Below are 25,672 nucleotides of genomic sequence, written 5' to 3' on the forward strand. Positions count from 1 at the left end.
GCAGTTCTGTGCAGGGCCCTCAACCCTGCGCAGGATCCTCAACCCTGGGCTCTCCGGACTATCTGGAGAAGCGCAGCGTGACCAACTGGAACGGACGGAGCACGAGGTTCACGGTGGAGTCTTCCTCCACAGCCACCCCAGGCGCCTCCACAGGGCGTTCGAGCAGGTCCGTGGCCATGGCGCCGGTGGCCTTGAACCCGGCCGCTACAGAACCGGCTGAGCGCTGGCCCAATGATTCGTAGAGCCGGACAATGACGTCCCCGGAACCGTCCTCGGCCAGCTTCACCGCTTCCACCACAATCGCGGGGTTGGACACGGACAGCAGCGGTTCCACTGCGTGACCACCCGTGACGAACCTCGGCTTCAGGTTGGTACGGTAGCCTTCCTCCACGGCATCAGCAATACCGGCTCCTGGCCTGATGGACAGCTCCAGGGTATGCTCACCGCGATCCGCTTCCGGATCCGGGAACCTGGCGGAACGCAGCAGCGAGGTGCGGACCGTCGTCGTGGTTCCGCCGTCTTCGCGGACCGCCCTGGTGACATCGTGCCCGTAGCTGGAGGAGTTGCTCACTGCCACGCCGTAACCGGGTTCGGCGACGTGGATCCATCGGTGCGCGCAAATTTCGAACTTGGCCACTTCCCAGGACGTGTTGGTGTGGGTCGGCCGGAACACATGGCCAAATTGTGTCTCCGACGCTGAACGGTCTGCCCGCACGTCCAGCGGGAAGGCGATCTTCAGCATCTTCTCGCGTTCCTGCCAGTCCACCGTGGTGGCGATGCCCAGTGACTTGGCACCGGCGTCGAGCGTTATTCGCTGCGTGATGGTGGAAGCGCCAACCTTGCGTTTGACCACCACGACGGCGCCCGCCGGCGTGCGCTCGACGTCGATGGCGTCCGCCTGGGTCAGCTGGGTGACGTTCCTGCGATAGAACTCTTCGATGTCCCAGGCGTCCCACTCATTGGGGGTATCCCGGAACAACTCCAGAAGGTTGCCGGCGTGTCCCGGAGCAATGGCATCACGGCCACTGGCGTGGTCCACCAAAGACGTCACCAGTCCGTCCGAGTTCAAGACCGCGCGGATGACGCCATTGTCCAGCACGAAACCATCGCCGGAATCGTCCACCTGGACGCCGGAGGCCGTTCCACGGGCCTCGGCGATACCCAAAGCCGGTACCCCCTCGCGCTCATGGGGTGCGGCATTGAGCAGCAGTTGCTTGTCGCCGGAACCCACCAGGGCGCTGGAGGCCTCCTGGATGATCGCCTCCACATCGCGGGCTATGGCCTCGTAGTTCCGCTCGGCATCCTGGTGGACCCACGCAATGGAACTGCCAGGCAGGATGTCGTGGAACTGCTGGAGCAAGACCAGCTGCCAGAGCCGTTTGAGTTCGTCCTGGGGATACGCGTAGTCCGCACCCAGCCGGACAGCGGCCGTTGAGCACCACAGCTCTGCCTCGCGGAGGAGGTGTTCGCTGCGTCGGTTGCCCTTCTTGGTCTTGGCCTGGCTGGTATATGTACCGCGGTGCATCTCCAGGTACATCTCCCCCACCCAGACCGGCAGGTTGGCGTACTCCGCCTCGGCCTTGGTAAAGAAGTCCTTGGCTGTGCCCATACGGACCTTCGGCGAGCCTTCCAGGTCTGCCGTGCGGTGCGCGGCAGCCACCATTTCCCGCGTAGGTCCGCCACCGCCGTCGCCATAGCCGAACGGCACAAGCGACATGGTGCCGCGGCCATGGTCGCGGTAATTACGCTCCGCGTGGGCCAGTTCGCGGCCGTGCAATTCGGCGTTGTAGGTGTCCACTGGCGGGAAGTGCGTAAACAGCCGCGTGCCGTCGATGCCCTCCCACGTAAAGGTGTGGTGCGGCATCCGGTTGACTTTGTTCCAGGAAATCTTCTGCGTGAGGAACCAGCGGGAACCGGCTTCCTTGACGATCTGCGGGATGGCACCGGAATAGCCGAAGGAATCGGGCAGCCAGGCTTCCTGGCATTCGACGTCGAACTCCTTGAGGAAGAAGCTCTTTCCTTCCACGAACTGCCGGGCCATGGCCTCGCCGCCGGGCATGTTGGTGTCGGATTCCACCCACATGCCGCCTACGGGGACGAACTGGCCGGCTTTGACCTTCTCCCTGATCCGGACAAAAAGCTCCGGGAAGTACTCCTTGATCCACGCCATCTGTTGGGCTGAGGAACAGGAGAAAACGAAATCCGGGTCCTCGTCCATGAGGGCCACCACATTCGAAAATGTACGGGCGCATTTCCGGATGGTCTCGCGAACCGGCCACAACCACGCCGAGTCGATGTGGGCGTGACCAGTAGCCAGAAGCTCATGGGCAGAGGCGTACGCAGGGCGGTTCAGCACCTCCTTGAGGGCTTCACGGCCCGCTGCGGCGGTTCCAGCGACGTCGTCCGGGTCCATGATGTCCAGCATGCGTTCCAGCGCCCGCAGGATCTCGTGGCGTCGCGGCAGCTCCGTGGGTAGCTCGTGCATGAGGCCGGTGAGGGTCCAAATGTCCTGGTTGAGCTCCCAGACCGTTTCGTTCAGCTCTGCGATGGCGATGCGGCCCAAGCGATACCGGGGTTCTTCTCCGGAGGTGGCCTTATCTCCCAGCGGAGTGGGGGCGAACGACCAGCCTTGGGCAACGTCAGGGTTGGCTGCGGCCTCCACGTAGAAATCCACGGAGAGCCCGCCACCCAGAAGCTTGAGTGGCACATGGTAGTTCCTCGGCGAGATCGCCTTGATGATGCTGCCATCTGCACGCCAAGCGGTGCCTTCGCACTGGAATCCCGGCACGTCACTGTTGAACCCGAGATCTACGATGATTTCCACTGCGGTGTTATCGGCCATGCCCCAGTCCTGGGGCACTTCGCCCTGCAGGCGCAACCACTTGGTGCTCCAGGCCTTCCCCCAAAGTGCTCCTGGCTCCTGCGGGGTGAAGAGCTGGCGCAGGGCTTCGGCGGCCGGTACCGGCTCGCCCGGAGCTTCCCAGCTGCTGAGCTGGAGTGGGATTGCCCTGCCGTAAATGGCCGGAAGAAGTCGTTCCCGAACGAATCGATCGAGACGCTGTTCAGTGATCCGGCGGTCGTCGTGCAATTAATTCCCCTTTGGGCTTCGGCTGGGTGATAAGGCCAGGGAGCCGGGCCTCATCGTGCTGGGAGAGGACGGTGGTTCCAGGATCACCGTGCTTCCAATCGATGGATAAAATCTACGTTGTTCCAGCTCAATAGCCAAGTGATTGGATGCTATCTCCGGCGGTCTGCGGGTTCTGGCCAGCAGGATCCGCCACGATCCTTTCCCGTCCCGCGTACACGTTGAGACTCAACCCACGACTGAACCCAGCCAGCGTGATGCCTGATTCCTCGGCCAACTCCGCCGCCAGGCTGGAGGGCGCGCTGACGGCGGCCAGCACGGGGATTCCAGCCATTGCCGCCTTCTGGACAAGCTCGAACGATGCCCTGCCCGAAACCTGCAGCACCGTGCCCTTCAGCGGCAGCATTCCGGCCCGCAAGGCCCAGCCCACCACTTTGTCTACCGCGTTGTGCCTCCCCACATCTTCTCGGAGGCAGAGCAGTTCCGTAGTGCCGTCGTCGTGAATCCTGAAGAGCCCGGCAGCATGGACGCCCCCCGTCTTGGCGAAGACCGCCTGCTCCTCCCGCAGGCGATCCGGCAGGGCTGCGAGCGCCCCCACCGGGATGGTGACGTCGTCCTCCCTGGGGCTGTGCCGGGACGACTTGCGGACGGCCTCAATGGAGTCCGTTCCACAGATCCCGCATGAACTGGACGTGTAGACGTTCCGCCCGGTGTCAGGGCGTTCAACATCCGGACGAAGCTGCGCATCCACCACGTTGAAGGTCTGCACGCCGTTCTCGTCCTCCCCCGAGCAGAAACGCTCCGAAATCAGCTGGGACGGCTCCCAGATGATCCCCTCCGAGACAAGGAATCCCGCCACGAGGTCGAAGTCGTCTCCCGGGGTGCGCATGGTCACTGAAAAGGACATGTCCCCCAGACGGATCTCCAGAGGCTCCTCCACGGCCAGCACGTCCTCCTTGAACCGGACGGGATGTTCCAATGCCTGCGGCGAACCATCCAGGACAAACTTGTGCACCTTGCGGCGTTGCGTCACGCGTCCCACGTCAGGATCCCTTCGTCTGGTTGGGGTTTGCATCGTCATGCTTCACGAAGCGCACCATCATGGCCTTGTAGCCAGGGGTGTTGGATTCGCGGGCCACCAGCTCGCGGTGCACCAAGGCGTTGGCTTCCGGGAAGTAGGCTGCCGCACATCCCTTGGCCGTCGGGTAGCCGATGAGCCTGAATTTGTTGGCACGCCGTTCGGTGCCTGAGAACGTGGAGACAACGTCCACCAGGTCCCGGTCCTGGAAGCCCAGCTCCTCAAGGTCTTCAGGGTGCACCAGGATCACCCGGCGCCCATCGGAGACGCCGCGATACCTGTCGTCCAAGCCGTAGAACGTGGTGTTGTATTGGTCGTGGCTGCGGACTGTCTGCAGGATCAGGTGGCCCTCCGGTGCTTCCAGATATTCCAAGGGACGCACAGAGAACCGTCCCTTGCCTATGTCCGTGGCGAAGGTGCGGGTATCGCGTGGCGGGTTGGGCAACACGAAGCCGTTCTTGGTGCGGACCCTGGCATTGAAGTCCTCGAATCCTGGAATCACGCGGGAGATGTGGTCCCGGATCACGTCATAGTCCTCGGCCATGGCCCGCCAGTCCACGCTGTGATCGTCACCGAACGTTGCCTGCGCCATGCGGGCCACGATCACCGGTTCACTCAGCAGGTGTTCGGAGACCGGTTCCAGCCTTCCCTGCGTTTTATGGATGACGGACATCGAGTCTTCGACAGAGAGGAACTGTTTGCCCTTGGGGTGCTTGTCGTCGGTGTCTGTCCGGCCGAGCGTGGGCAGGATCAGCGATGTCTTGCCGTGCACAATGTGGGCGCGGTTGGGCTTGGTGGAAATATGGACGGTCAGCCCCGCCCTTTTCAGGCCTGCCTCAAGGGCTGCCGTGTCCGATCCCGCAGCAGCAAAGTTTCCGCCCATGGATACGAAAACATCCACGTCACCCTTTTCCAGGGCGTGCTGGGTTTCCACGGAGTCGTAGCCGTGGTCACGGGGCATGTGGAAACCGAATTCCTTGTCCAAAGCGGCCAGGAACTGCTCCTTGGGCTTCTCCCAGATGCCCATGGTGCGGTCGCCCTGAACATTCGAGTGACCTCGGACCGGGCAGGCCCCTGCCCCACGCTTACCGAAGTTGCCTTGGAGCAGCAGCAGGTTGATGATCTCCCGGAGGGTATCCACCGAGTGCGGCTGTTGCGTCAGTCCGAGCGCCCAGCAGATGATGGTTGCCTTCGACTCAGCCATCATCCCGGCCGCCTTGGTGATTTCCTCACGCGTCAGGCCGGTGGCCCGCTCGGTTTCGTCCCAGTCCAGTACCGAACGTGCTTCTTTGTAGGCAGCAAACCCTTCGGTCTGCTGCTCTATGAAGGAATGGTCGACGACGGTCCCCGGGTTGCGCTGCTCTTCCTCCAGGAGGAGGTGGCCCAGCGCCTGGAACAGTGCGAGGTCGCCGCCCACTTTGATCTGCAGGAACTCGTCGGCAATGGTTGTACCGCCTCCGATGACGCCGTTAAGGGACTGCGGGTCCTTGAAGTTCAAGAGTCCGGCTTCGGGAAGGGGATTGACGGCAACGATCTTTCCGCCGTTGTTCTTGCAGTCGCGCAGGGCGGACAGCATGCGCGGGTGGTTGGTTCCCGGGTTCTGGCCCACCACCAGGACAAGCTCGGCGTGGTGGATGTCCTCCAGGGATACAGTGCCCTTGCCGATGCCAATGGTGGGGTTAAGGGCGCTGCCGGAGGATTCATGGCACATGTTGGAGCAGTCCGGAAGGTTGTTGGTACCGAGGCTCCTGGCAAACAACTGATACATGAAAGCCGTCTCATTGGCTGTCCGGCCGGAGGTGTAGAAGACGCACTTGTCAGGTGTAGTGGCGTTGATGTGTTGCCCGATCAGGGCGAATGCCTCAGACCAGCTGATCGGTGAATAGTGGGTGTCGCCCGGCCTGACTACCACAGGCTCGGAGATCCGCCCCTGGCTTCCCAACCAGTACTCGGTCTTGTGGTCCAGGTCGGCCAGCGAATGCTTCGCCCAGAACTCTGCACCTACGGTCCTGGTGGTGCTTTCCTCGGCGATCGCTTTGGCACCGTTCTCACAAAACTCTGCGGGGCTTCGCCGTCCTGTAATGGATTCCGGCCACGCGCATCCCGGGCAGTCAAAGCCATCGTGCTGGTTGACCCTGAGCATGGAGCGGACCGTCCGGGCCACGCCAGCCTGGGCGTAGCCACGTTCCAGGGCGACGGTGACGGCCTTGACTCCTGCAGCGGCGCGTTTGGGCGGGTGGACTTGCAGGTCATCTTCGTTGATGTCCTGTTCTGGAGCATGCCTGTTCATGAGTCCATCATTGCACTTTGTGGTCGCTGACCACCGGCCAGGGGCGCCGCCCTCAGGCGTCCAGGGCGCTCCAGTCCACTGGCCCTGACGGAGACTTCTTCTGTGGCCGCACCGTCGCCTTCCGGGGCTTGTCCTCGGCGCTCTTGGGCGCTGGCAGGGGCTTGCCCCACGGCAACGCGAAAGCGGGCACCAACTCACCCAGCTGGACCCCGTGCGGCGGCACCACCATCACCCCGTCGGCGCCGGCCAGTCCTCGCATCATTCCCGGGCCGGTGTGCTGTGCCGGAGATGCCAGACCGTACACCAGCGTGAACGGCATCAGACGGGTTCGTCCGGGATCCGCATCAATCATCGCTCCGCAGGGAACTTCAGCCACATCCTGCAGCTGTCCGTTCCCCAAAGCGGCAAGCAACGGCGACCCCACGGTGAAGAGGGCCATCATCGCCGCCAGTGGATTTCCGGGCAGTCCCAGAACGAAGCGCCCATCGGGCAACTCGGCCAACACTGCCGGGTGGCCGGGGCGCATGGCAATGCCGTCGATCAGCAACCGGCCGCCCAGCTCTGCCACCGCTTTGCGGAAATGGTCCGTCCCCGACCGTCCCGTCCCTCCGGTGGTGATCACGACGTCGGCAGGGGCTTCCGTCTCCGGTTCGCCAGGCAGGGGCTCTGTATCCTGGAGCGCGGCAACCCACTCTTCGTAGCTATCGCCTACCCGGAGTTGTTCTCCTGCGATGCCGCCCAGAAGCTCCACGACGGCGCCCAATTGAGGACCAAACGTGTCACGGACCTGTCCTGGCTGGGGAACCCCCTGCGCTATGACTTCGGATCCCGTCAGAAGGAACCTGACCAGGGGCTTACCCAGAACCTCCAAGTGATCCAACCCGGCAAGCGCGGCGAGTGCTACATGGGCCGGGTTCAGCAGCGTTCCGGCCTTGAGCAGGATGTCCCCCTCGGCTGCCTCCTCGGCAGCCTTGCGGATGTGTTGGCCGTTGCGGGGCTCCCCTGGTTTGGCCGTGCCGCCCAGGGCAAGGATCGGCAGTCCGTCGTCGTCCGTGGAGATGACGCCGCTCTCGCTGCGCAGCACCGCTTTGGCACCTGGGGGTATCAGCCCGCCGGTGACGATGGGGCTGGCTTGATGCGGGGCCAGCCTCTGCCCTGGTTCGCTGAGGATCCAGGGGCCGCTTCCATTAACGGCCCACCCGTCCATGGCCGAGGACGCATAGTGCGGCATGTCCTGAAGCGCCAGCGCATTCGACGCGAGTGTGCGACCAAGGGCGGACCTGAGGGGCACGGGCCCGGGCGGGATGGGAGTGGCAACATCAAACGCGCGTTGCCGGGCCTCATGCCAAGTGTGTGCCGCGTGGTGGCCCTCGGTGGGGGCCCCTGTCATTCGGTGTCAGTCCCTGGCTCCGCGTATTCCTTGGCAACTTTACGGGCCAACTCCAAGGCAGCCTTCATGGACGCGTCGTCGCTGGCCTGGCCGATGCCCCGGGCCATGCCGGCGGCGTACCCGGCGATGAACGTAGTCAGGGGTGCGGCGGGGCGCACCACTGAATGCGCGGCGACTCCTGCAACCGCGAGGACCTCGTTGACGTCCACGTCAACGCCCTCAAGCTCAAACGCCTGCAGCAGTGTGCGGCACCATTCCTCGAGCGTCTCTTCCTGGCTCTTCACGTCCGCCTCCAACTCGTAGTCAATGCCCAAGGCCGCAGCGTCCTCCCACGTATCCACGTCATCAGTGGACCCCGCGGGGACGTCAACGTCCAGCAGGTTCAGCCTAGCAAGCAGTCGGAACACTGAAGAGTTCGTTAACCCGTCTCCCTCGGAAGCTGCCGCCACTTCCCGTTCCAGGGCGGCGGTCCTGTAAGCCCCCAGGAGAGGCTGCTTCCGGCCATCAGTGGAGACCGCCATGGCCCCTTCAACGCCGGGATGTGACGCCAGCGCAGCCCAAAGGAGCTCGACACCACCGGAAGCGTGTGGCATGTCGCATGCCAGCACCAGCGTCCATGCCTGGCTCGAAGCGCTCGTCTTCAGCGCGGCCAGGCCGGCGGCGATTGCAGCTGCAGGGCCTGCGAACACGGGCTCCTCGCGTGCCCGCAGGATCTCTCCCGGCAACGCCTCCGCCTCCGGTCCTACGACCACCACGGCAGAAGCACCCCGGGCCGCCTGCAGCGCATGCGTAAGGAGAGTGGCGCCGTCGTACTTCAGCGCCGGCTTGGGCACGCCCCCGAGGCGGGTGGCCTTGCCACCCGCCAGAATCACGGCGTTGAATTCCATCCGCCCAGAGTACCCGGGCGGGCGGAGTTCAGCAGAAATCGATCAGGCAGCGGATTCCGGCAACAGGAACGGGTCCCAGTCCGGCGCAGGTTTCTCGAGTTCTTTGATCTGCCACATGGTTCCCTGGGGCACGCCTGGCTTGAAACGGAGCTTCCATCCCATTTCAGCCAACGTATGGTCGCTCTTGGCGTTGTTGCATTTCAAGCACGCCGCAACCAGGTTTTCCCAGGAATCCGCGCCGCCCCTGGATTTGGGGTGGACGTGGTCTATGGTGTGGGCTGTTTTCCCGCAATAGGCGCAGCGGTGACCGTCGCGGCGAAGGACCCCGCGGCGACTCACGGCGGTAATCCTGTTGTACCTGGGGCGGATGTAGCGGTTAAGGAGGATCACGGAGGGGCGTCCAAGAATCTCCTGTGGCCCGACGACAGGCTCGTCGCCTTCGGCCACTACGCTTGCTTTCCCAGTCAGCACAAGGACCAGCGCCCGGCGGAATGTTATTACCGCCAGCGGTTCATATCCAGCATTCAGAACGAGTGTGCGCATGCACGTACCTCTTCACGGCCGCACCCGTCAGGGGCACGAGGGCCGGCTGCCCTCTGCTTGTACGGGCTGTGGATCGACACCATAAGGGTAAGCACTTATATGCCGTATCAACGAATTTTTCTGTCGTTTCGCGTGCGGTGTCGGCAAAAATTCATGCGTGGTTAAGGGATGTGCGGCATCGCCGGGCTGCGAAAGCGGGCCTCCACCACCCACTTTGACCGGCGACCGAAGAGGACACACCAAGGATGACGGCGTGTCGGGTGACCCGCAGGCTGAGAGTTGTTGCGGACGGTACGGGCCGCCCGACGCATCAATGCTGGTCGCTGGATCGGGCTGCTCTTAAAAGCAGAACACCCCGCCGGCCTCAGCCTGCGGGGTGTTCTTGGAGGTGCTTGGATCAGCCGTTGACGCGGATGAAAACCGGTCCGGAGCCAACGTTGGCGCTGAACAGTGCCGTAGTGGATCCGTTCCATCCACCGTGGACTGCCATGCCGTTACCGACGTATACAGCGATGTGGGCCTGTCCGGCCAAGCCGCCATTGGCGTAGTAGGCGAGGTCGCCCGGCTGGGCTTCTGCTGCACTGACGGTGCGGCCCAGGGAGAGGTAACCGGCCGGCCAGTCGTGGAAGTTGATGCCGACGGCTGCCAGGGAGTTGGTCACCAGCATGGTGCAGTCCTGGGTCACGCCGAGCTGTGCGTAGGCAGCAGCGGCAATAGCCGCACCGAGCCCGCTCGAGGCTGCAGGAGCCTTGGCGGCCGGGGCTGCGGTGTTGACCGCGAGGGTAGCGTTGCCGGCTGTTGCCGTGCTTTCCGCAGCCTTCTTGGTCTCAGCCTTGGCGGGGGCCTTCTTCTCGACCGGAGCCGGAGCTTCCACCGTGGTGACCACGGGGCGCTCGTAGGAGATGGCGACCGTGGAATCCGCAGCGATGGTGGCCTGAACCACTGACTGGACGTCAAGGGTGGACGTCGACGTGGATTCGCGATCGACATTGGTGTCGGCAGCGTTGGCTGCCACACCGCTGGTCAGGACCAGGCCTGATGCTGCGGCAATAACTGCTGCCTGGCGGCCAACGCCACCGGCGTTGTCGCTGACGGCCTTGGCGATAACGGCAAGCGAGCTGGTCTTGGGGGCCTCAGCGCGATGCCGTGCAACCTTGTTTGCACTGGTCATGATTTTCTCTTTTCGTATCCGCGGGCAGTTGGGGTACACGCGGGTAGTGGGCAGGCCAGCACTTGGGGGCATGCTGGCTTACCCCGAACCGGATGATTTCTAGCGGAGGGTGAAGAAGGAGGACGTACCTGTGGAAGCCGCTGAGTGCAGCAGCGTGCCCTGGCCCGGGTTCAAGGCGCTGATCATCATGCCGTTGCCGACGTAGATGCCCACGTGGGCTCCGCCGTTCTGCATGACGAGGTCGCCGGGAGCAGGGGTGCTGGTGGGCTTCATGGCCGTCCAGGCGTTGACGCGGGGGATGCTGATGCCGGCCTGCGCGTAAACCCACTGGGTGAAGCCTGAGCAATCCCAGCCGTTGGGAGTGGTGCCGCCCCAAACATAGGGGTGGCCAATGCCGGTGTAGGCAATCGCGGCGAGACCGGAAGCGGCGGCGCTGGAAGCAGCGTCCTTGGCTTCGGAGGACTTCGCGGTGACGGCACCCGCGGTTTCCTGTGTGCTGTTTGCCGCCGTGCGCTGGGTGGTCTGCGAAGCACGCTGGACTACCTTGGGGGCTTCCTTGGTGACCACAACGGGGCTCTCAAAGGAAACGGTGGCGGTGGGCTCTGCGGTGACGACTGCCGTGGCGACCAGCTGCTGGGTGCTGGAGGCTTCCGACTTGGTGACGTCGGTGTCCGCTGCCTGTGCCGGCAGGCCGACGCTAAGGACGAGGCCCGAGGCTGCTGCCAATACGGCGGCCTGGCGACCAACAGTTCCGGCGTTGGATGAAACAGCCTTGGAAAGGTTGTTCAAAGGGTTCGTTCGAACCGATTCGGCGCGGTGGCGCGCAGGGGTAGTGCGTGATGACACGAAGGTAGCCTCTCCCAATGCCTGCGAGGTGAGCTGTCGGATTCGGATGGGAGTCATCCGGCCGCGCCGCTTCAAGGAAGCTTTTGCGACTTAACCCCAAGGCCTTCTCTCGAAGACCAGAAGTGGTTCCCCCGCCCCTGCCAGACGATTTATGCGAACGGACCTCGAGTGGTGGCAGAGCTAGGCAATCCACTCAAGTGCACCGGCCCCCTAAAAAGCCGATGCGCTTTGTACGGTACAACAGTTGAACGTGAATGTCACATTCAGGTCACGGGGCGTGTCACGAATGCGAGAGACAACCATCAACTAGCTCAGAGCCAGCCCATGGGGTCGACAACTTCGCCGTTGACCTGAACCTCGAAGTGGAGGTGGCATCCGGTGGAAGCGCCTGTGGTGCCGCTCAGGGCTACGGTGTCGCCACGGTTGACCGTCTGGCCCACCTTGACGGTGAAGGACGACAGGTGGTTGTACGTGGTCTCAAGGCCGTTGCCGTGGTCCACTACCACGCGGTTGCCTCCGCCGTACTCGTGCCAACCTGCGAAAGTGACCTTGCCGGTGGCCGCAGCATGGACGGCTGTGCCGCACTGGGCTACGAAGTCCTGGCCGCGGTGGAAGTCACCGGAACCGCCCGTGAGGGGGCTGATGCGGTAACCAAAGGGTGATGCCGTGGTGAGCGTATCCAAGGGGCTGGCCATGGTGCCAACGGACGAGGCGCGCTGGATGCTTCCGGCGGACTGGGCGCTGAGGAGCTGCTTCAGCTTTCCGTCGGGATCCGCGGCAGTGGCAACGGCGGCGCGGCTGAAGTCGATTTTGGCGGATGCGGCTGCGGAAACCTCGGGCTGGCTCCCGCCGGTGACGGCGAGGGCGGCCTCAGTCTGGCCGGACTCCGAGGTGGCCATGACCGGGCTGGTGGCCGGCAGACCGACAGTCAGGGCAAGTCCGGTGGCGGCAAGCGCTACACCGGCTTTCTGCCCGACGCCACTGGCTGCGGCAAAATCGGCTACCTGGCGCAACGGGCTCTTACGGCGGCGGACCTGACGCTCAGTGTCGCGGGGCCGGATCTCCATAGTGGCGCGGGCTGGCCGCAGCTCAACAGCGGGGCCGGACGCGCGGCGGCGGCCCCTGACGTTCTGCGATGTCAAACTCTGTTCCTCTCTAAAAAGCCTGCGAAGTTAGCTGTCGGATTCGGGTCAGAGAGTTTCAAGACCCGGCCCGCACGAGGCGCTCACGGCACACAGGTATCCCAGGAGGGACTTGCGTAAGTGGGCACTTCTGCTGCGGACTTCACCCCAAGGCTGCTTCTTTAGACAGCCGCTTGTGGTTCCCCCGCCTCTGCCAGTGGTGGGTGACACACCTGATCCGCTGGCAGAGCTCGGCTCCGGATCAGGTAACGCTTTGGTATCAGCGCTAGTAGATAACTATAGGGGATTAAACGCCGTAGTAATAAATTCGTTATCAACAGAAACGCGCGTGTTCCGGGAGGCCCTTATCATCAATAGCGGAAAACCGCAGGTCACACGCCCGCGAAACGTGCGAAAGTGAGGTTTGACACCTGGAACCGATAGCGATCAGCTGAGGGAGACAGCGATCAGCTGAGGGAGACAAAGACGTGCGCGGCAACTTCGGGAGGCAGCTCCAAGGCGCCCTCAATCCCGGGCACGCGGACGGAGATGTACTCGCCCACACGCTCCAAGGACACCGAGGCCCCCGGACGGATTCCGCCCTCGTCCAGCTGGGTGAGCAGTTCGGGCTCCACCTGGATGGGCTCAGCAAGGCGGCTGACCACGACGCGGGAATCGGAAGCGTACCCGTCCATGGCCTGCAGGAGGTTGACGTCAAGCCGCGGGAGGGGTTGGCCGGCCAGGCCGCCAAGTGCTTCCAGTCCTGGAATCGGGTTGCCGTAGGGAGACTCGGTGGGGTGCTCCAGGAGCTCGTACAACCGACGCTCAACGCGCTCACTCATGACATGTTCCCAGCGGCACGCTTCGTCGTGCACGTAGGCCCAGTCAAGACCGATCACGTCCGCCAGGAGGCGCTCGGCAAGGCGGTGCTTGCGCATGACCTCGGTGGCGCGCTTCCGCCCGACCTCGGTCAACTCCAGGTGCCGGTCGTTGGAAACGATCACCAGGCCATCGCGCTCCATGCGTCCGATGGTTTGGGAGACTGTGGGCCCGGAGTGCCGCAGTCGCTCCGCGATGCGGGCCCTGAGAGCCACAATGTTCTCTTCTTCAAGCTCCAAAATGGTCCGAAGATACATCTCAGTGGTATCGATCAGATCCGTCATCCAGCTCAGCTCTCCTCGAACGCAGTTTCTTGCGTAATCTCCACCGTACAGCGTCCCCTGCCAGGGCGTGCGGTGTGCTCCGCCGCCCCATGGACGCCAACCCCCAGCCTAGCTTATTTGGAATTACTCTGGATAATTCCGGTCGCATATGGTTCCTCGGCATTCCACGTGGCGGACTATGACGACCGCAGGTTCCTGCGCCCGGGCGGCGTCAGGCAGAATTGGGGTGTCGAAGGGGCAGTTGATGCCACCTGCCACGACCCATCTCGAGCCGATACCCATTGGAGCCACACGTGAGCGACAACAGCATCACCATCCCCGCCGACCTCCTCCCCAAGGACGGACGCTTCGGTGCAGGACCATCCAAGGTCCGCCCGGAACAGATCGAGGCGTTGTCTGCCGCATCGGCCACCATCCTCGGCACGTCCCACCGACAGGCTCCAGTCAAGAACCTCGTGGGTTCGGTCCGCGAAGGGCTCAGCTCCTTCTTCCGCGCTCCTGAAGGCTACGAGGTTGTCCTCGGCGTTGGTGGCTCCACCGCGTTCTGGGACGTTGCTGCGTTTGGCCTGGTTGAGAAGAAGGCACAGCACCTTTCGTTCGGCGAGTTCGGCTCCAAGTTCGCAGCGGCCACCAACAAGGCACCGTTCCTCGATGCTTCTTCCATCATTAAGTCCGAACCCGGCACTCGTCCGGTGTCACAGGCGGAAGCAGGCGTGGATGTTTACGCCTGGCCCCAGAATGAGACCTCCACCGGCGTGGCAGCTCCCGTCAAGCGCGTCCAGGGCGCGGACGAGGGCTCACTGGTACTGGTGGACGCCACTTCAGCAGCCGGCGGCTTGGACGTGGATGTCGCCGAGTCGGATGTCTACTACTTCGCCCCGCAGAAGAACTTCGCCTCCGACGGCGGCCTGTGGCTTGGCCTGTTCTCCCCCGCCGCGTTGGAGCGCGCCGCTCGGATCAAGGCCAGTGGCCGCTGGATCCCGGACTTCCTGGACCTTCAGACCGCCATTGACAACTCCAAGCTGAACCAGACGTACAACACGCCGTCACTGTCCACCTTGGTGACCCTGGACGCGCAGGTGCAGTGGCTCAACAGCAACGGTGGCCTGGACTTCGCCAGCAAGCGCACGGCGGATTCAGCCAACCGCATCTACTCCTGGGCCGAAGCCTCCGAGTACGCCACGCCGTTCGTCGCGAACGCCGAAGACCGCTCCAACGTCATCGCCACCATAGATTTCGACGATTCGATTGACGCTGCGGCAATCGCCAAGATCCTGCGCGCCAACGGCATTGTGGACACCGAGCCTTACCGCAAGCTCGGCCGCAACCAGCTGCGCATTGCCACGTTCGTGGCGATCGAGCCGGACGACATCTCAGCGCTGCTTGCCAGCATCGACTATGTGGTGGGCGAACTGAAGAAGTAACCCGGGCGCGATTTCCGCGCAACGTGAGGGTCGGCGTCGTTCCGGTATTTCCCGGACGGCGCCGCCGCCGTTTAAGGGGCCGCCGTCCAAGGCGCTGCCACGTTACGGCGACGGGGCTCCGATTAACGACGGGCTCTGATTAAACAGCTAAAGGTGGACATCAGTGTCCACCTTTAGCTCTGTTTGTTCCGGTTAGCTCTGTTTGTTCCGGTGACAACAGCCCTTATTCAGGGTCGACGTCGTCGGATTCATCCGACGCATCGGCGTCGGGTTCGTCCGAATCGGCATCCGAGTCAGCGGGTTCGGTTGCTTCGTCTTCGGCCGCCTGCACCGACTCCTCCGTGACGTCCTCCACGGTCTCCTCCACCAGGGGCGTCTCGTCCTCGGGACGGACACGCTTGGCCCACGGAACCCACTCGGGTGCCAGGATGGAATCCTCGGAGGGCAGCAGCCCGAGCTCGCTCACAGTCACGATCTTGGAACGTGAGTTACGGGTCACCACGGCGTACCACTGCCAGCCGCCATAGCCGGCAAGCTTGGATTCGAACAGGTGCGTGACCACGCGGTCACCCTCCGACTTCGCGCCGAGGTGCGCCCCTACTTCGCCAGGGTTGGCAATGCTCTCTACTGCTTCGCGGGCAGTATCGACGGCGGCGGCAAGGAATGCGTCCGGCTTGCCGGTGCGCCACACGGGCAAGCCGGCGCGCGACTTCGCCGCAACCGGCTTCCGCCCGGGGGCATCCCCGTTTCCAGGAGCCTTGGCAGCGTCAGGGCCGGCCACAGGGTTTGCCTGTTCGTCCCTTCCGGCCTTTGTGTCCTGTGCGGATTCCGATGTCATGGCGGGTCCTAGGCTTCCAGCTCGTCGGCAACCTTGCGCAGCGCCATGGAGATGGCCTTGGCCTTGTTGCCGTCGGGGTACTTGCCGGATGACAAGGAACCGGAGAGGTTGTCCAGCACCGTGACGAGGTCCTGCACCATCGGTGCGAGGTCCCTGGCGTTCATCCGCTTGGCTTTGGCGATGGACGGAGTCTTCTCCAGGACACGCAGTCCCAGAGCCTGTGCTCCACGGCGGCCGTCGGCCACACCGAACTCCACGCGGGTTCCGGCTTTGAGCTCCGTCACGCCCGCGGGCAGGGACGTCTTGGGCAGGAATACTTCCTGGCCATCTTCAGCCGCGAGGAATCCGAAGCCTTTTTCCTTGTCATACCACTTGACCTTGCCGGTAGGCACGTAATCAACCTTCTTCGTTCTTGCTTTGGGAGACACGTCGGGCCAAACACCGCATCCGCAGGGTTCTGCGGGATCGAGGGTGGCAGCCCGGTCCGTGTTGGTCTGTTCCTTCAAGGTTATCCTGCCCAGCCCCCTAATCCCGCTTTGTCGCGTCCACGCCGTACCCGATCAGCAGCAATCCATCCCGAACGGATGCTGCTGCTAGCGTTGATGGCATGACTTCCCCGGGTTACCGTCGCCCCCTCATGATCATCGCCGCCGTCATCGCAATCGTTTCCCTGGCCGCGGTTGGCGCAGTCATGGCAGTGGCGTACAACGGCGGCGTGGCGCCGGTCTGGGTCACCTCCACCGCACTCTATGGACTTCCCGTGGCCTTCATGCTGGCCGTCATCCTGGTCCTCGACGCCGTTCGCCAGCGCCGCCGACAGTAACCACCGGCGCCGTCGGCGGGCACGAGCGGCCCGGGGGCGGTAACGTTGGATTGATGTCCCTTATTCGCGCGCTCAGCAAGGAACTGGAAGCGCGCAGCGACAACTCGCTGCGGGCCTTGTTTGCCGCGCGACCGGACCTGATCTCCCCCATGGCGCCGGACTTCCCGGCCTTGGCCGCACGAGCCAGTGCCCGGGTCAGTGTCCAGAGGGCTTTGGAACGCTTGAACAAGCCCGAGATGCAGGTCCTGGAGACTCTCCACCTCTGCACCAATGCCGACACCGGCCACAGCGTTTCCGCCGCCGGGCTGAAGAAGGTCATTGCCGGCTCAACGCTCTCAGCACTGGACCCCATCCTCGCCAAGTTGCAGGAACTTGCCTTGGTCCATCGGGCCGATCCGCCCGCCGGAACACCGGCCACCAGCTCACGGCAACGTTTCTACCTTCCCGTGGGAAGCCTCAAGGACGTCATTGGCATCTATCCAGCAGGCCTGGGCAGGAGCTATACGGAACTCGTCCGGTTGCAGCCGGCTTTTGCCCAGCGCGTGGTGCAATTGGTAGCCGAACTCCACCACAGTGGCCTGGGCATCCACTTGGCCAGCACTCCCATGGATGCGGCGCTCGCGCTGCAGCGGTGGACGTCCAGTCCGGAGAACCTGCGCACCATCCTGGCGACAGCACCGGAGCGCACCCTTGGATTGCTGGACAAGTTCGGCAGCTGGGCCATGGGCGCCGTACCCCAAGCCCAACGCCGTGCGTCCGTCACCCACGAAAGCGCCGACGTCGGGCCTATCGACTGGCTGTTGGCGCGCGGTCTGCTGGTCCCCCTGGACGCCGGCCACGTGGAACTGCCCCACAGCGTGGGTATCGCCCTCCGTGGCGGGGCGATCGTGGATGACTTTACGCTGGCCCCACCCGTCCCGGAGCTGGGCCATACCAGTGCTGCTTTGCGGCGCAATGCGGCCATGGGCGCAATCGCCGAAACCTTGCGGCTGGCCGGCGAGCTGTTGTTCGCCGTTCGTGAGCAACCCCTGGCGACGCTCCGAAGCGGCGGGGTGGGCGTCCGGGAACTCCGGCGCCTGGCCGAGTCCATCCGCTGCGGCGTGCACGAGACCGCCATTTTCCTTGAGCTATGTGCCATGGCCGGACTGCTGCGGCTGGATGTGGACAGTTCCACCTGGGTCCAGCCGCCGTCGCTGGAATGGCTCAACCTGCCCCGGCAGGAGCAATGGCTTTGGCTGGTCAACGCCTGGCTGGCCAGCGAGCGCGCCCCGTCGCTGGTGGGGCAACCGCTCACGGGTCCCTCATCCACCGCATCCCATCAGGGGGCGGCCGGCACCACCATCAATGCTTTGTCCGCGGAGGCCCAACGGCCCGACGCCCCAGTGGTTCGGCGGAGGGTCCTGGAAATCCTGAATGAGCTTACGGTGGAGGCCGCAGCGCCGGACGGCAAGGCTCCCGTCCTGGACGCCCGTGCCGTACTTCAACGCGCCGAGTGGTCCCAGCCGAGGATGTCCCGTCGTTTCAGTTCCCTGGTCCGCGGGATCCTCGAAGAAGCCGCCCTTCTGGGACTGATGGGCTCCGGTGCTTTGACCCAGCTGGGTTCGGCCATTGCCGATGCCCAGCCCGAGCAGGCCATGACTATTCTGGGCGAGCACCTGCCCGCTGCCGTGAACCACATCCTCCTGCAGGCGGACCTGACGGCCGTGGCACCTGGGTACCTTGCGCCCGAACTCAGCGAAACGCTGCTGTTGATGGCCGACGCCGAGGGGCAAGGTCCGGCGTCCATCTACCGGTTCTCTGCCGTCACCATACGCAGGGCGCTCGACGCCGGACAGGATGCGGAGTCGCTGTTGGCGTTCCTCCGTGAGCACTCCGCGACGGACGTGCCCCAGCCGCTGGCGTACCTCATCCAGGACACGGCGTCCAGGCATGGCCGCCTGCGGATCGGCACGAGTGCCAGCTTCATCCAGAGCGATGACGAGACCGCCATTACCGATCTCCTGCAGGAGGCCCGGACGTCGGCCTTGAGCTTGGTGCGCATCGCGCCGACTGTCCTAACTTCCTCGGCGAGCCCCCGCGAAACGGCCCGTGTCCTCCGCGAGCTGGGACTTTCGCCGGCGGTGCAGGAGGCCGAACCCGCCGTCGTGCGTTTCAAGCGGACCACAGCGGTGCCGGGCAGCGCCCGGCCCGTCTACACGGCACCGCGGACCGCTCCGCCGGACGACGACGTCGAGGCGCAGCTTTCGGTCTTGCGGCAGCACCGCGGGGTTCCCGCCGGCGGGACGGGCGAAGCGTCCACACAGCTTGGCTTGGAGACATTGCAGACGGCAATAAGGCTCAAACAGGCAGTCACCATGAACGTGGTGGACAGCCTGGGGAATGCCAACACCGAAACCGTTGTTCCTGTCTCCGTCTCCGGGGGACGCGTCCGGGTGTTCGATCCCGCCAAGGACACCGAACGGGTGTTGTCCATCCACCGGATCATCGATGTGGAACCCGCAGGTGAACTGCGTTCATGAAAACCGCGCCGTGAAACTGCGCAAGTGAGGATTCAACAGTGACCGACGGTCCGCTGATCGTACAAAGCGACAAAACCATACTGCTTGAGGTCGACCACGAACTCGCCACCGAGGCCCGGCACGCCATCGCCGCCTTCGCTGAGCTGGAACGCGCCCCCGAGCACATGCACAGTTACAGGCTCACGCCGCTGGGCCTGTGGAACGCCCGCGCCGCCGGCCTGGACGCCGAGCAGGTGTTGGACACCCTGCTGAAGTATTCGCGTTTCCCCGTGCCGCATGCGCTGCTGATCGACATCGAAGAGACCATGTCCCGTTACGGACGCCTGCGGCTTGAGAAGGACGCACAACATGGCCTGGTGATGCGGACTGATGACTACCCCGTGCTGGAAGAAGTCATCCGGGCCAAGAAGATCGCCCCGTTGCTGGGTCCAAGGATCGACGGCGAGACCGTGGTGGTGCACTCGTCGCAGCGGGGACAGTTGAAGCAGCTGTTGCTCAAACTGGGGTGGCCCGCGGAAGACCTGGCCGGCTATGTGGACGGGCAGCCCCACCTCATCATGCTGGACGAAAGCGACTGGCAGCTCCGTCCATACCAGAAGGTGGCCACGGAGAACTTCTGGGCCGGCGGCAGCGGCGTCGTCGTGCTTCCGTGTGGTGCGGGAAAGACGTTGGTGGGGGCTGCTGCGATGGCAACGTCATCCACCACCACGCTGATCCTTGTCACCAACACTGTGTCGGCGCGGCAGTGGAAGGACGAGCTCCTCAAACGGACGTCGCTGACTGAGGACGAAATCGGCGAATACTCCGGTGCGGTCAAGGAAGTCCGGCCCGTTACCATCGCCACCTACCAGGTCCTCACCACCAAGCGCGGCGGCCTCTACCCGCATTTGGAACTCGTGGACGGCCACGACTGGGGACTCATCATCTATGACGAGGTCCACCTGTTGCCTGCCCCGATCTTCCGAATGACAGCGGACCTGCAGGCACGGCGCAGGCTTGGCCTGACGGCAACACTCGTCCGCGAGGATGGCCGCGAAGGCGAGGTGTTCAGCCTGATCGGTCCTAAACGGTATGACGCTCCGTGGAAGGACATCGAAGCACAGGGCTACATAGCACCGGCCGACTGTGTGGAGGTGCGCGTGGATCTCCCCCGGGACGAACGGGTGGCCTATGCCATGGCCGATGACGCTGACAAGTACCGGCTCTGCGCGACGTCGGAAACCAAGACCCAGCTGGTGGAGCAACTCGTGGCCGCTCACAGGGGCGAGCAACTGTTGGTGATCGGCCAGTACATCGACCAGCTGGACGAGATTGCCGAGCGGTTGGACGCTCCTTTGATCAAGGGCGAAACCAGCGTCAAGGCGCGGCAGAAACTCTTCGATGCCTTCCGTAAAGGCGAGATCCACACGTTGGTGGTGTCCAAAGTGGCCAACTTCTCCATCGACCTTCCGGAAGCATCCGTGGCCATCCAGGTCTCAGGCTCCTTCGGATCGCGTCAGGAGGAAGCCCAGCGGCTGGGACGTCTCCTGCGACCCAAGCAGGACGGCCGGGCCGCCCGCTTCTACTCCCTGGTTGCCAGGGACACACTGGACCAGGATTTCGCAGCCAAGCGCCAACGCTTCCTTGCCGAACAGGGCTACGCCTACCGGATCATGGACGCCAAGGATGTGGGTAAGGACGTCGGACAGGAACAATAGGCAGCAGGCCAAGGAACCAAAGAACCTCAGGCCCCTTGCCAATCATCTCCAGCGACTTTACGATTCCTAGTGAAGCTCTCCGCCCTTTTGGTTGCCCCTGGTCCAGGCAACTTGGCGGCCAGCCGTCGGCGGTGGGGGAAGCCCGCAGCCAGGGAGCCGACGGTTTGAAGGCCTTGAAGAATCTGTGAATTTTTTACCAGAGGATTCCCTATGCGTAAGACCCTCCTGGTCCTGTCGGCGATCGTCCTGCTGTCAGCACTGGCCCAGTTGTTCTTTGCCGGCTACTTCCACTTCCAGAACACCATCGAAGCCCAGCGTGAAGCGGGCGTCTTCCATGCAGTAAACGGCCAGTACGTCTTGCGGTACGGGGCCCTGTTGGCTGCCATCGTAGCGGCGATTGCCAAAGTTGGCTCCCGCACCATCTGGCTGGCCGCAGGCATCTTCCTGCTGACCTGGCTGCAACTGTTCATCTTCATCATCGGCGGCATGCTCACCGGTTCTTCGCCGGAGTTCATCACCCCGGCGGGATCGTGGGTGGTCTCCATCCACCCGATCGTTGGCGTGCTGATGATTTTCATGTCGTACTGGCTGTTCAACCGTGCACGTGCTGCGGCACTCAACCCGCAACCGTTGCCTCCCAAGGCCGCGGCATCGGATGCTTCGGCCTCGTCCAGCGCAGCCTGACCACCCGCAGCTGTGACCATCTCACAGCTGCTGGCGGTGGACTTGGTGCTGTCCGTCCTGGCGGCCGGCGCCTGGATCGCCGCCGTCTGGAAGACCGTTTCATTGAGTAGTGACGGGCGGACAACCAAGACTGGAAACATCCACTTGGCGATCCTTTTCGTCGGTGTCGCCGTTGTAGCGACGGCGGCGCGCTACGCGTTACTCCCTGCTTTGGTGGCCGGCAGTTGGTGGTTTGCAAGCGAACGCACAACCATCAACCTTCCCCTGACCGCCATCCCCGCGGCTTGGGCCGCGATGGCCGGTGTTCCGTACTTGCTGAGGAGGCGGAACACCGGCTCACAACCTGCCGAAGAGGACCGGGAACGTGGTGGGCGATCCCGTGAATGGGCCGTACTCGCCATGGTGGCCGCGGCAGCGTCGTCGGTGGCATCACTCGCACTGACCTTCATCCTTGGTCCGTTTCCGGCACCGTGGAGCATTGCGCTACTGCTGTTGATGGTGGCCGGAACGGTGCTGCTGGCACGGCTCGCCCTGTTAACACCGGGGCGCGGAGTAAAGGCAGGACTTACAGGAACACGCGGCGCCTCCCCCGCAGGAAGGCGTCCGACGGCGGCTGCCGCGGTTGCCGGCCTCATGGCATGCACCGCTCTGGGCTCGGGAGTCTTCGCTTGGCTTGGGAGCCGGTCCGCCGACGGCACCGTGATTAGTGCCGCCGTCGGCCACCACAACGGCGGCACAGCCACCACAGTGACGGACCCGACGCCGGTGACCAGCTTGCTGGGCGACCCTCCCGCCGACGCCGTGGTGCGGCACTACGAACTGACCGCCCGCGTGGAACAGGTGACGCTGCCATCCGGGCAGGCAACGGAGGCCTGGACCTTCGGCAGCCTTCCGGGCCCAGCGTTGGAAGCTCAACTGGGTGAAGTCATGGAGGTGGTTTTGAAGAACCGCGACGTCACTGCGGGCGTGACGCTGCACTGGCACGGGTACGACGTTCCCAATGCCATGGACGGAGTGGCCGGCGCCACGCAGGATGCCGTGATGCCCGGACAGTCCATGACCTATCGCTTTACTGCTGCCCAAGCGGGCACCTACTGGTACCACACTCATCAGGATTCGGCCGAAGGGGTCCGCAAAGGCCTCTACGGCACATTCGTCGTGCACCACCCCTCGTTGCCCCGTGCTGAAACGGACATCGTGGTGGCCGGACACGACCTTAGCGGTCTGGGGTTGCTGGGCTCCTCAGACCGTGTAAGTGGCCACTCCGCCGTACCTGGTTCGATGGTGCGGGCGCGGCTCATCAACACCGATTCCCTGCCGCAGCGCTACTTGGTGGAGGGCACTGCCTTCAAGGCTGTGGCTGTGGACGGAACCGACGTGAACCAGCCGGAAGAAGTGAACGGCAAGCTGGTCCGTCTTGGTGCAGGGGGCCGGGTGGACATCGCCTTCATCATGCCGGATGCGCCCGTGACCGTGCGGTCCGACGCCGCTGCCAGCGCCGCAGTGGTGGTCTCTCCGTCACGTTCGGGCGTCGCTGAGCCCGGGATCCCCGAAAAGGCCCCTGCGGGCGCGTTCGCCACCACCCCCGTGCTCGACCTGTTGGAGTATGGCAAGCCCCTGGTCGGACCATCCGGTGGCTCTACGGGCGCTGCTGCGGGGAGCCGCAGGATCACCCGGGAAGAGGTGGTGGTTTTGGACCGGCAGTTCCGCTTTGTGGATGGGATTCCGCGTTACGCGTTCACTGTGAATGGGGCCGCGTATCCGCTGGTTCCCTCCATGGACGTGGCTGAGGGCGACACCGTAAAAGTAACGGTGGTGAACCGCACAGCCGAGCCGCATCCAATGCATCCACACGGACATCACGTGCAGGTGCTCAGCCGGAACGGTGTGGCACCCAGCGGTTCACCCTTGGTACTGGACACGGTGGACGTGTTGCCGGGCGAAGTGTGGGAGTTGCTGCTGCATGCCGACAACCCCGGCATCTGGATGGACCACTGCCACAACCTGGATCATGCAGCCGAGGGAATGATGATGCTGTTGAAGTACGAAGGGGTGTCATCACCGTTCGTCCACGGCGGTCACTCCCGCAACCGGCCGGAGTGACCCTCTCAGGCAACCATGCGGCTGGTGTGGTGGGCTTTGACTTGATCCACTACGGCCCAGGAATCTTCATCGCGGAGTTGGGCACTGGCGAAGCGTTCGGCCGCCGCGAGGTCATGGAAGTCTTCGCGCCGAACCCGGCCTGTATCCGTATCCAAGTACGTCACATGGAACTCGACGTCGTCACGGCTGCGGTGCTGGTGAATGCTGACTGGAGCTGTTGTCTTTGCCATGTTTCAAGTGTGGAACGGGGCACTGACAATTTAGGAAGCATCCGTGGGCGTGTTCGGATTTCGGAGCCCTCAAGGCTTCCTGAGGTACTGCCCCGACACGTTGCGAACGGTCTCGCTGAGCACGTCCAACACCCTTGATGCTGTCCGCCACCGCTGCCAGTACAGTGGCACGTCGAAGGGCCGTTCAGGGGCAAGCTCAATCAGCCGGCCATCAGCGATGTCCGGCCCGCATTGGACTTCCGGGATGAGTCCCCAGCCGAGGCCCAACCGTATGGCATCGCCGAAGTCCTGTGAGGCCGGAACATAGTGGCGCGGGCCCTTCCGTACGGGGAGCGGTTCTCCGCCGGTGCGGGAACGCGACTGCACGAAGGCCCACTGATACGTGTCCTTGCGGTCGAAATCCACGGTGGGGGCTGCATTGAGCACCTTCGCTTCCAAGCCATCCGGCAAGCCCGGGAACCAGCGGTCCACAAAGTGGGGCGCCGCAACGGCCAGGTAACGCATGACCCCGAGGCTTTCCACCCGGCACCCCTGCACCGGCTCCGGTGTAGCGGTGACGGCGGCCATAACGGTACCGGAGCGCAGCAGCGAGGTGGAATGCTGTTCGTCGTCGCGGTGGAGATCGAAGGTGACATTGAGGTCCACGGGAATCTGGGACAGCGCTTGCAGGAACCACACCGCCAGGGAATCCGCGTTGACCACGATCGGGACGGCAAGCTGCGCCCCATCGGAACCCAAGCCAAGCTCCCTGCCCGCATCGGCCTCCAACTGTGCCACCTGGCGTGCCAGTCGCAGCACCACCTCGCCCGCCTCGGTGGGTTGAGCAGGATTGCTTCGCTGCAGCAACACCCTGCCGGCCGATTGTTCCAGCGCTTTCAGCCGTTGCGAAACCGCCGACGGTGTGATGTGCAGCAGGCGCGCGGCGGCATCCAGTGTTCCTTCGGAGAGGACGGTGGCGAAGGTGAGCAGTTGCTCGGAGGGGAACTGTGGCATAAGCAGATCTTACGTGGCATGAGGAACTTTAGCTGGTCTAAAGATATTCCCCTCCGTAGTTTCAAAGAGTGACTTTTACTGACTTCTTCCATTCCACGGGCCTCGGCCTTGCCACAGGCCTCGCACTGATCGTCGCGATCGGGGCACAAAACGCCTTCGTTCTCCGCCAGGGAATCCGCGGAGAGCACATTGGCCCCATCGTGGCAGTGTGCGCGCTGTCCGATGCTGTATTGATTGGTGCCGGTGTCCTTGGCACCGGCGCCCTGATAACGGCAGCCCCTGCCGCCGTCGTGGTCCTCCGCTATGTGGGCGCGGCATTCCTGGTGACCTACGGTGTCATGGCCGCCCGGCGCGCGCTGCGGCCCCAGGCGCTGACGGCTGAAGGCCCCCGGAACGACGGCGGCGCGAAGCGGGGCCTCGCAGCCTCGGTCACCACTGTCCTGGCCCTGACCTGGCTCAATCCGCATGTCTACCTGGACATCGCGCTGATCGGTTCACTTGCCAGCGCGCAGGGCACTCCCTTGCAGTGGTGGTTCGGCGCCGGGGCCATGCTGGGCAGTATTCTCTGGTTCTGTTCTTTGGGCTTTGGGGCACGTTTCCTTCGGGGATTCTTCGCCAAGCCACTGTCATGGCGCTTCCTGGACGGCGGCATAGCCGTGACCATGATCGCGCTGGGGGCCGGTTTGGTGCTGGGTGCCTGAGCGACCTCGTGGCTCTTGGCAGGAGGCTTGGCCGGGCCGCGCAGTTCGCTCACATGCAGCACCCAGACAACTCCCAGTTTCTGGGA

At 63.9% G+C, this 25,672-nt stretch carries 21 protein-coding genes and 2 riboswitches; of the genes, 7 read left to right on the forward strand and 14 right to left on the reverse strand.

The window, feature by feature from the left end:
• Positions 1 to 58 precede the first annotated feature (58 nt).
• The 10 genes from FQP90_RS01840 to FQP90_RS01885 form a co-directional block, all read right to left on the reverse strand.
• Positions 59 to 3,088 carry an alpha-mannosidase gene (locus tag FQP90_RS01840; RefSeq protein WP_144648032.1) on the reverse strand — a complete coding sequence of 1,010 codons (3,030 nt, stop codon included), beginning with the start codon at positions 3,086 to 3,088 and terminating at the stop codon, positions 59 to 61.
• Between the two features lie 127 nt (positions 3,089 to 3,215).
• Positions 3,216 to 4,127 carry a formate dehydrogenase accessory sulfurtransferase FdhD gene (gene fdhD / locus FQP90_RS01845; protein WP_144648033.1) on the reverse strand — a complete coding sequence of 304 codons (912 nt, stop codon included), beginning with the start codon at positions 4,125 to 4,127 and terminating at the stop codon, positions 3,216 to 3,218.
• A gap of 1 nt (position 4,128) precedes the next feature.
• The gene (locus FQP90_RS01850) at positions 4,129 to 6,453 is read right to left on the reverse strand and encodes an FdhF/YdeP family oxidoreductase (protein ID WP_144648034.1); all 2,325 of its coding nucleotides are present in this window, start codon (positions 6,451 to 6,453) and stop codon (positions 4,129 to 4,131) included.
• Between the two features lie 52 nt (positions 6,454 to 6,505).
• Complete coding sequence (locus FQP90_RS01855) at positions 6,506 to 7,843, reverse strand: molybdopterin molybdotransferase MoeA (RefSeq protein WP_144648035.1); 1,338 nt, start codon at positions 7,841 to 7,843, stop codon at positions 6,506 to 6,508.
• Positions 7,840 to 8,730, reverse strand: coding sequence for an NTP transferase domain-containing protein (locus tag FQP90_RS01860; RefSeq protein ID WP_144648036.1), 891 nt, complete (start codon positions 8,728 to 8,730; stop codon positions 7,840 to 7,842). Before FQP90_RS01860 ends, FQP90_RS01855 begins: the two co-directional genes overlap by 4 nt.
• Positions 8,731 to 8,772: 42 nt before the next feature.
• Positions 8,773 to 9,273 carry an HNH endonuclease gene (locus FQP90_RS01865; RefSeq protein ID WP_014920921.1) on the reverse strand — a complete coding sequence of 167 codons (501 nt, stop codon included), beginning with the start codon at positions 9,271 to 9,273 and terminating at the stop codon, positions 8,773 to 8,775.
• Positions 9,274 to 9,670: 397 nt separating this feature from the next.
• The gene (locus FQP90_RS01870; RefSeq protein WP_144648037.1) at positions 9,671 to 10,444 is read right to left on the reverse strand and encodes an NlpC/P60 family protein; all 774 of its coding nucleotides are present in this window, start codon (positions 10,442 to 10,444) and stop codon (positions 9,671 to 9,673) included.
• Positions 10,445 to 10,543: 99 nt separating this feature from the next.
• Complete coding sequence (locus tag FQP90_RS01875; protein ID WP_244296434.1) at positions 10,544 to 11,290, reverse strand: C40 family peptidase; 747 nt, start codon at positions 11,288 to 11,290, stop codon at positions 10,544 to 10,546.
• Positions 11,291 to 11,294: 4 nt separating this feature from the next.
• Positions 11,295 to 11,456, reverse strand: a riboswitch (cyclic di-AMP (ydaO/yuaA leader).
• A 145-nt stretch (positions 11,457 to 11,601) separates the two neighbouring features.
• Positions 11,602 to 12,432: a M23 family metallopeptidase gene (locus tag FQP90_RS01880; RefSeq protein ID WP_144648039.1), complete on the reverse strand. Its 831-nt coding sequence runs from the start codon at positions 12,430 to 12,432 to the stop codon at positions 11,602 to 11,604.
• A 4-nt stretch (positions 12,433 to 12,436) separates the two neighbouring features.
• A riboswitch (cyclic di-AMP (ydaO/yuaA leader) is annotated at positions 12,437 to 12,648 on the reverse strand.
• Positions 12,649 to 12,878: 230 nt separating this feature from the next.
• Positions 12,879 to 13,574: a metal-dependent transcriptional regulator gene (locus FQP90_RS01885; RefSeq protein ID WP_144648040.1), complete on the reverse strand. Its 696-nt coding sequence runs from the start codon at positions 13,572 to 13,574 to the stop codon at positions 12,879 to 12,881.
• A 293-nt stretch (positions 13,575 to 13,867) separates the two neighbouring features.
• Between FQP90_RS01885 and serC the strand changes: the two genes are divergently transcribed.
• The gene (gene serC, locus FQP90_RS01890) at positions 13,868 to 14,998 is read left to right on the forward strand and encodes a phosphoserine transaminase (protein WP_144648041.1); all 1,131 of its coding nucleotides are present in this window, start codon (positions 13,868 to 13,870) and stop codon (positions 14,996 to 14,998) included.
• 223 nt (positions 14,999 to 15,221) lie between these two features.
• Here the strand turns inward: serC and FQP90_RS01895 are convergent, their stop codons facing one another.
• Together FQP90_RS01895 and FQP90_RS01900 are read right to left on the reverse strand one after the other, a co-directional pair.
• Positions 15,222 to 15,836, reverse strand: a complete 615-nt coding sequence (locus FQP90_RS01895; RefSeq protein WP_144648042.1) for a DUF3027 domain-containing protein — start codon at positions 15,834 to 15,836, stop codon at positions 15,222 to 15,224.
• Positions 15,837 to 15,844: 8 nt separating this feature from the next.
• On the reverse strand, positions 15,845 to 16,228 hold the full coding sequence (locus tag FQP90_RS01900) for a cold-shock protein (RefSeq protein WP_011773749.1): 384 nt from the start codon (positions 16,226 to 16,228) through the stop codon (positions 15,845 to 15,847).
• Positions 16,229 to 16,443: 215 nt separating this feature from the next.
• On the opposite strand from FQP90_RS01900, the gene FQP90_RS01905 reads away from it, so the two are divergent.
• The 5 genes from FQP90_RS01905 (at position 16,444) to FQP90_RS01925 (ending at position 23,662) form a co-directional block, all read left to right on the forward strand.
• On the forward strand, positions 16,444 to 16,659 hold the full coding sequence (locus FQP90_RS01905; RefSeq protein WP_144648043.1) for a hypothetical protein: 216 nt from the start codon (positions 16,444 to 16,446) through the stop codon (positions 16,657 to 16,659).
• A 53-nt stretch (positions 16,660 to 16,712) separates the two neighbouring features.
• Complete coding sequence (locus FQP90_RS01910) at positions 16,713 to 19,178, forward strand: helicase-associated domain-containing protein (protein WP_144648044.1); 2,466 nt, start codon at positions 16,713 to 16,715, stop codon at positions 19,176 to 19,178.
• A 38-nt stretch (positions 19,179 to 19,216) separates the two neighbouring features.
• A complete protein-coding gene (locus tag FQP90_RS01915; RefSeq protein WP_144648045.1) occupies positions 19,217 to 20,875 on the forward strand; it encodes a DNA repair helicase XPB in 1,659 nt (552 codons plus the stop codon).
• A 210-nt stretch (positions 20,876 to 21,085) separates the two neighbouring features.
• Positions 21,086 to 21,559, forward strand: coding sequence for a hypothetical protein (locus FQP90_RS01920; protein ID WP_144648046.1), 474 nt, complete (start codon positions 21,086 to 21,088; stop codon positions 21,557 to 21,559).
• Positions 21,560 to 21,571: 12 nt separating this feature from the next.
• Entirely contained in the window at positions 21,572 to 23,662 is a 2,091-nt protein-coding gene (locus FQP90_RS01925; protein ID WP_144648047.1) for a multicopper oxidase family protein, read from the forward strand.
• 5 nt (positions 23,663 to 23,667) lie between these two features.
• Here FQP90_RS01925 and FQP90_RS01930 read toward each other — a convergent pair whose 3' ends face one another.
• Both FQP90_RS01930 and FQP90_RS01935 read right to left on the reverse strand, forming a co-directional pair.
• The gene (locus FQP90_RS01930) at positions 23,668 to 23,892 is read right to left on the reverse strand and encodes a hypothetical protein (RefSeq protein WP_144648048.1); all 225 of its coding nucleotides are present in this window, start codon (positions 23,890 to 23,892) and stop codon (positions 23,668 to 23,670) included.
• Between the two features lie 69 nt (positions 23,893 to 23,961).
• Positions 23,962 to 24,885: a LysR family transcriptional regulator ArgP gene (locus tag FQP90_RS01935; RefSeq protein ID WP_144648049.1), complete on the reverse strand. Its 924-nt coding sequence runs from the start codon at positions 24,883 to 24,885 to the stop codon at positions 23,962 to 23,964.
• Between the two features lie 68 nt (positions 24,886 to 24,953).
• Here FQP90_RS01935 and FQP90_RS01940 point away from each other — a divergent pair, with 68 nt between their 5' ends.
• Positions 24,954 to 25,586, forward strand: a complete 633-nt coding sequence (locus FQP90_RS01940; RefSeq protein WP_144648050.1) for a LysE/ArgO family amino acid transporter — start codon at positions 24,954 to 24,956, stop codon at positions 25,584 to 25,586.
• Positions 25,587 to 25,672: the final 86 nt, after the last annotated feature.

The sequence above is a fragment of the Paenarthrobacter nitroguajacolicus genome, from assembly GCF_007786235.1.
Lineage (GTDB): Bacteria > Actinomycetota > Actinomycetes > Actinomycetales > Micrococcaceae > Arthrobacter > Arthrobacter nitroguajacolicus_A.

Excerpts from the sequence above, each read along its gene's own strand:
- FQP90_RS01930 (WP_144648048.1), bottom strand. The coding sequence starts at position 23,892 with ATGGCAAAGACAACAGCTCCAGTCAGCATTCACCAGCACCGCAGCCGT.
- FQP90_RS01870 (WP_144648037.1), bottom strand. The coding sequence starts at position 10,444 with ATGACCAGTGCAAACAAGGTTGCACGGCATCGCGCTGAGGCCCCCAAG.
- FQP90_RS01895 (WP_144648042.1), bottom strand. The coding sequence starts at position 15,836 with ATGACATCGGAATCCGCACAGGACACAAAGGCCGGAAGGGACGAACAG.
- FQP90_RS01850 (WP_144648034.1), bottom strand. The coding sequence starts at position 6,453 with ATGAACAGGCATGCTCCAGAACAGGACATCAACGAAGATGACCTGCAA.
- FQP90_RS01920 (WP_144648046.1), top strand. The coding sequence starts at position 21,086 with ATGCGTAAGACCCTCCTGGTCCTGTCGGCGATCGTCCTGCTGTCAGCA.
- FQP90_RS01855 (WP_144648035.1), bottom strand. The coding sequence starts at position 7,843 with ATGACAGGGGCCCCCACCGAGGGCCACCACGCGGCACACACTTGGCAT.
- FQP90_RS01935 (WP_144648049.1), bottom strand. The coding sequence starts at position 24,885 with ATGCCACAGTTCCCCTCCGAGCAACTGCTCACCTTCGCCACCGTCCTC.
- FQP90_RS01865 (WP_014920921.1), bottom strand. The coding sequence starts at position 9,273 with ATGCGCACACTCGTTCTGAATGCTGGATATGAACCGCTGGCGGTAATA.
- FQP90_RS01905 (WP_144648043.1), top strand. The coding sequence starts at position 16,444 with ATGACTTCCCCGGGTTACCGTCGCCCCCTCATGATCATCGCCGCCGTC.
- FQP90_RS01860 (WP_144648036.1), bottom strand. The coding sequence starts at position 8,730 with ATGGAATTCAACGCCGTGATTCTGGCGGGTGGCAAGGCCACCCGCCTC.
- FQP90_RS01910 (WP_144648044.1), top strand. The coding sequence starts at position 16,713 with ATGTCCCTTATTCGCGCGCTCAGCAAGGAACTGGAAGCGCGCAGCGAC.
- FQP90_RS01885 (WP_144648040.1), bottom strand. The coding sequence starts at position 13,574 with ATGACGGATCTGATCGATACCACTGAGATGTATCTTCGGACCATTTTG.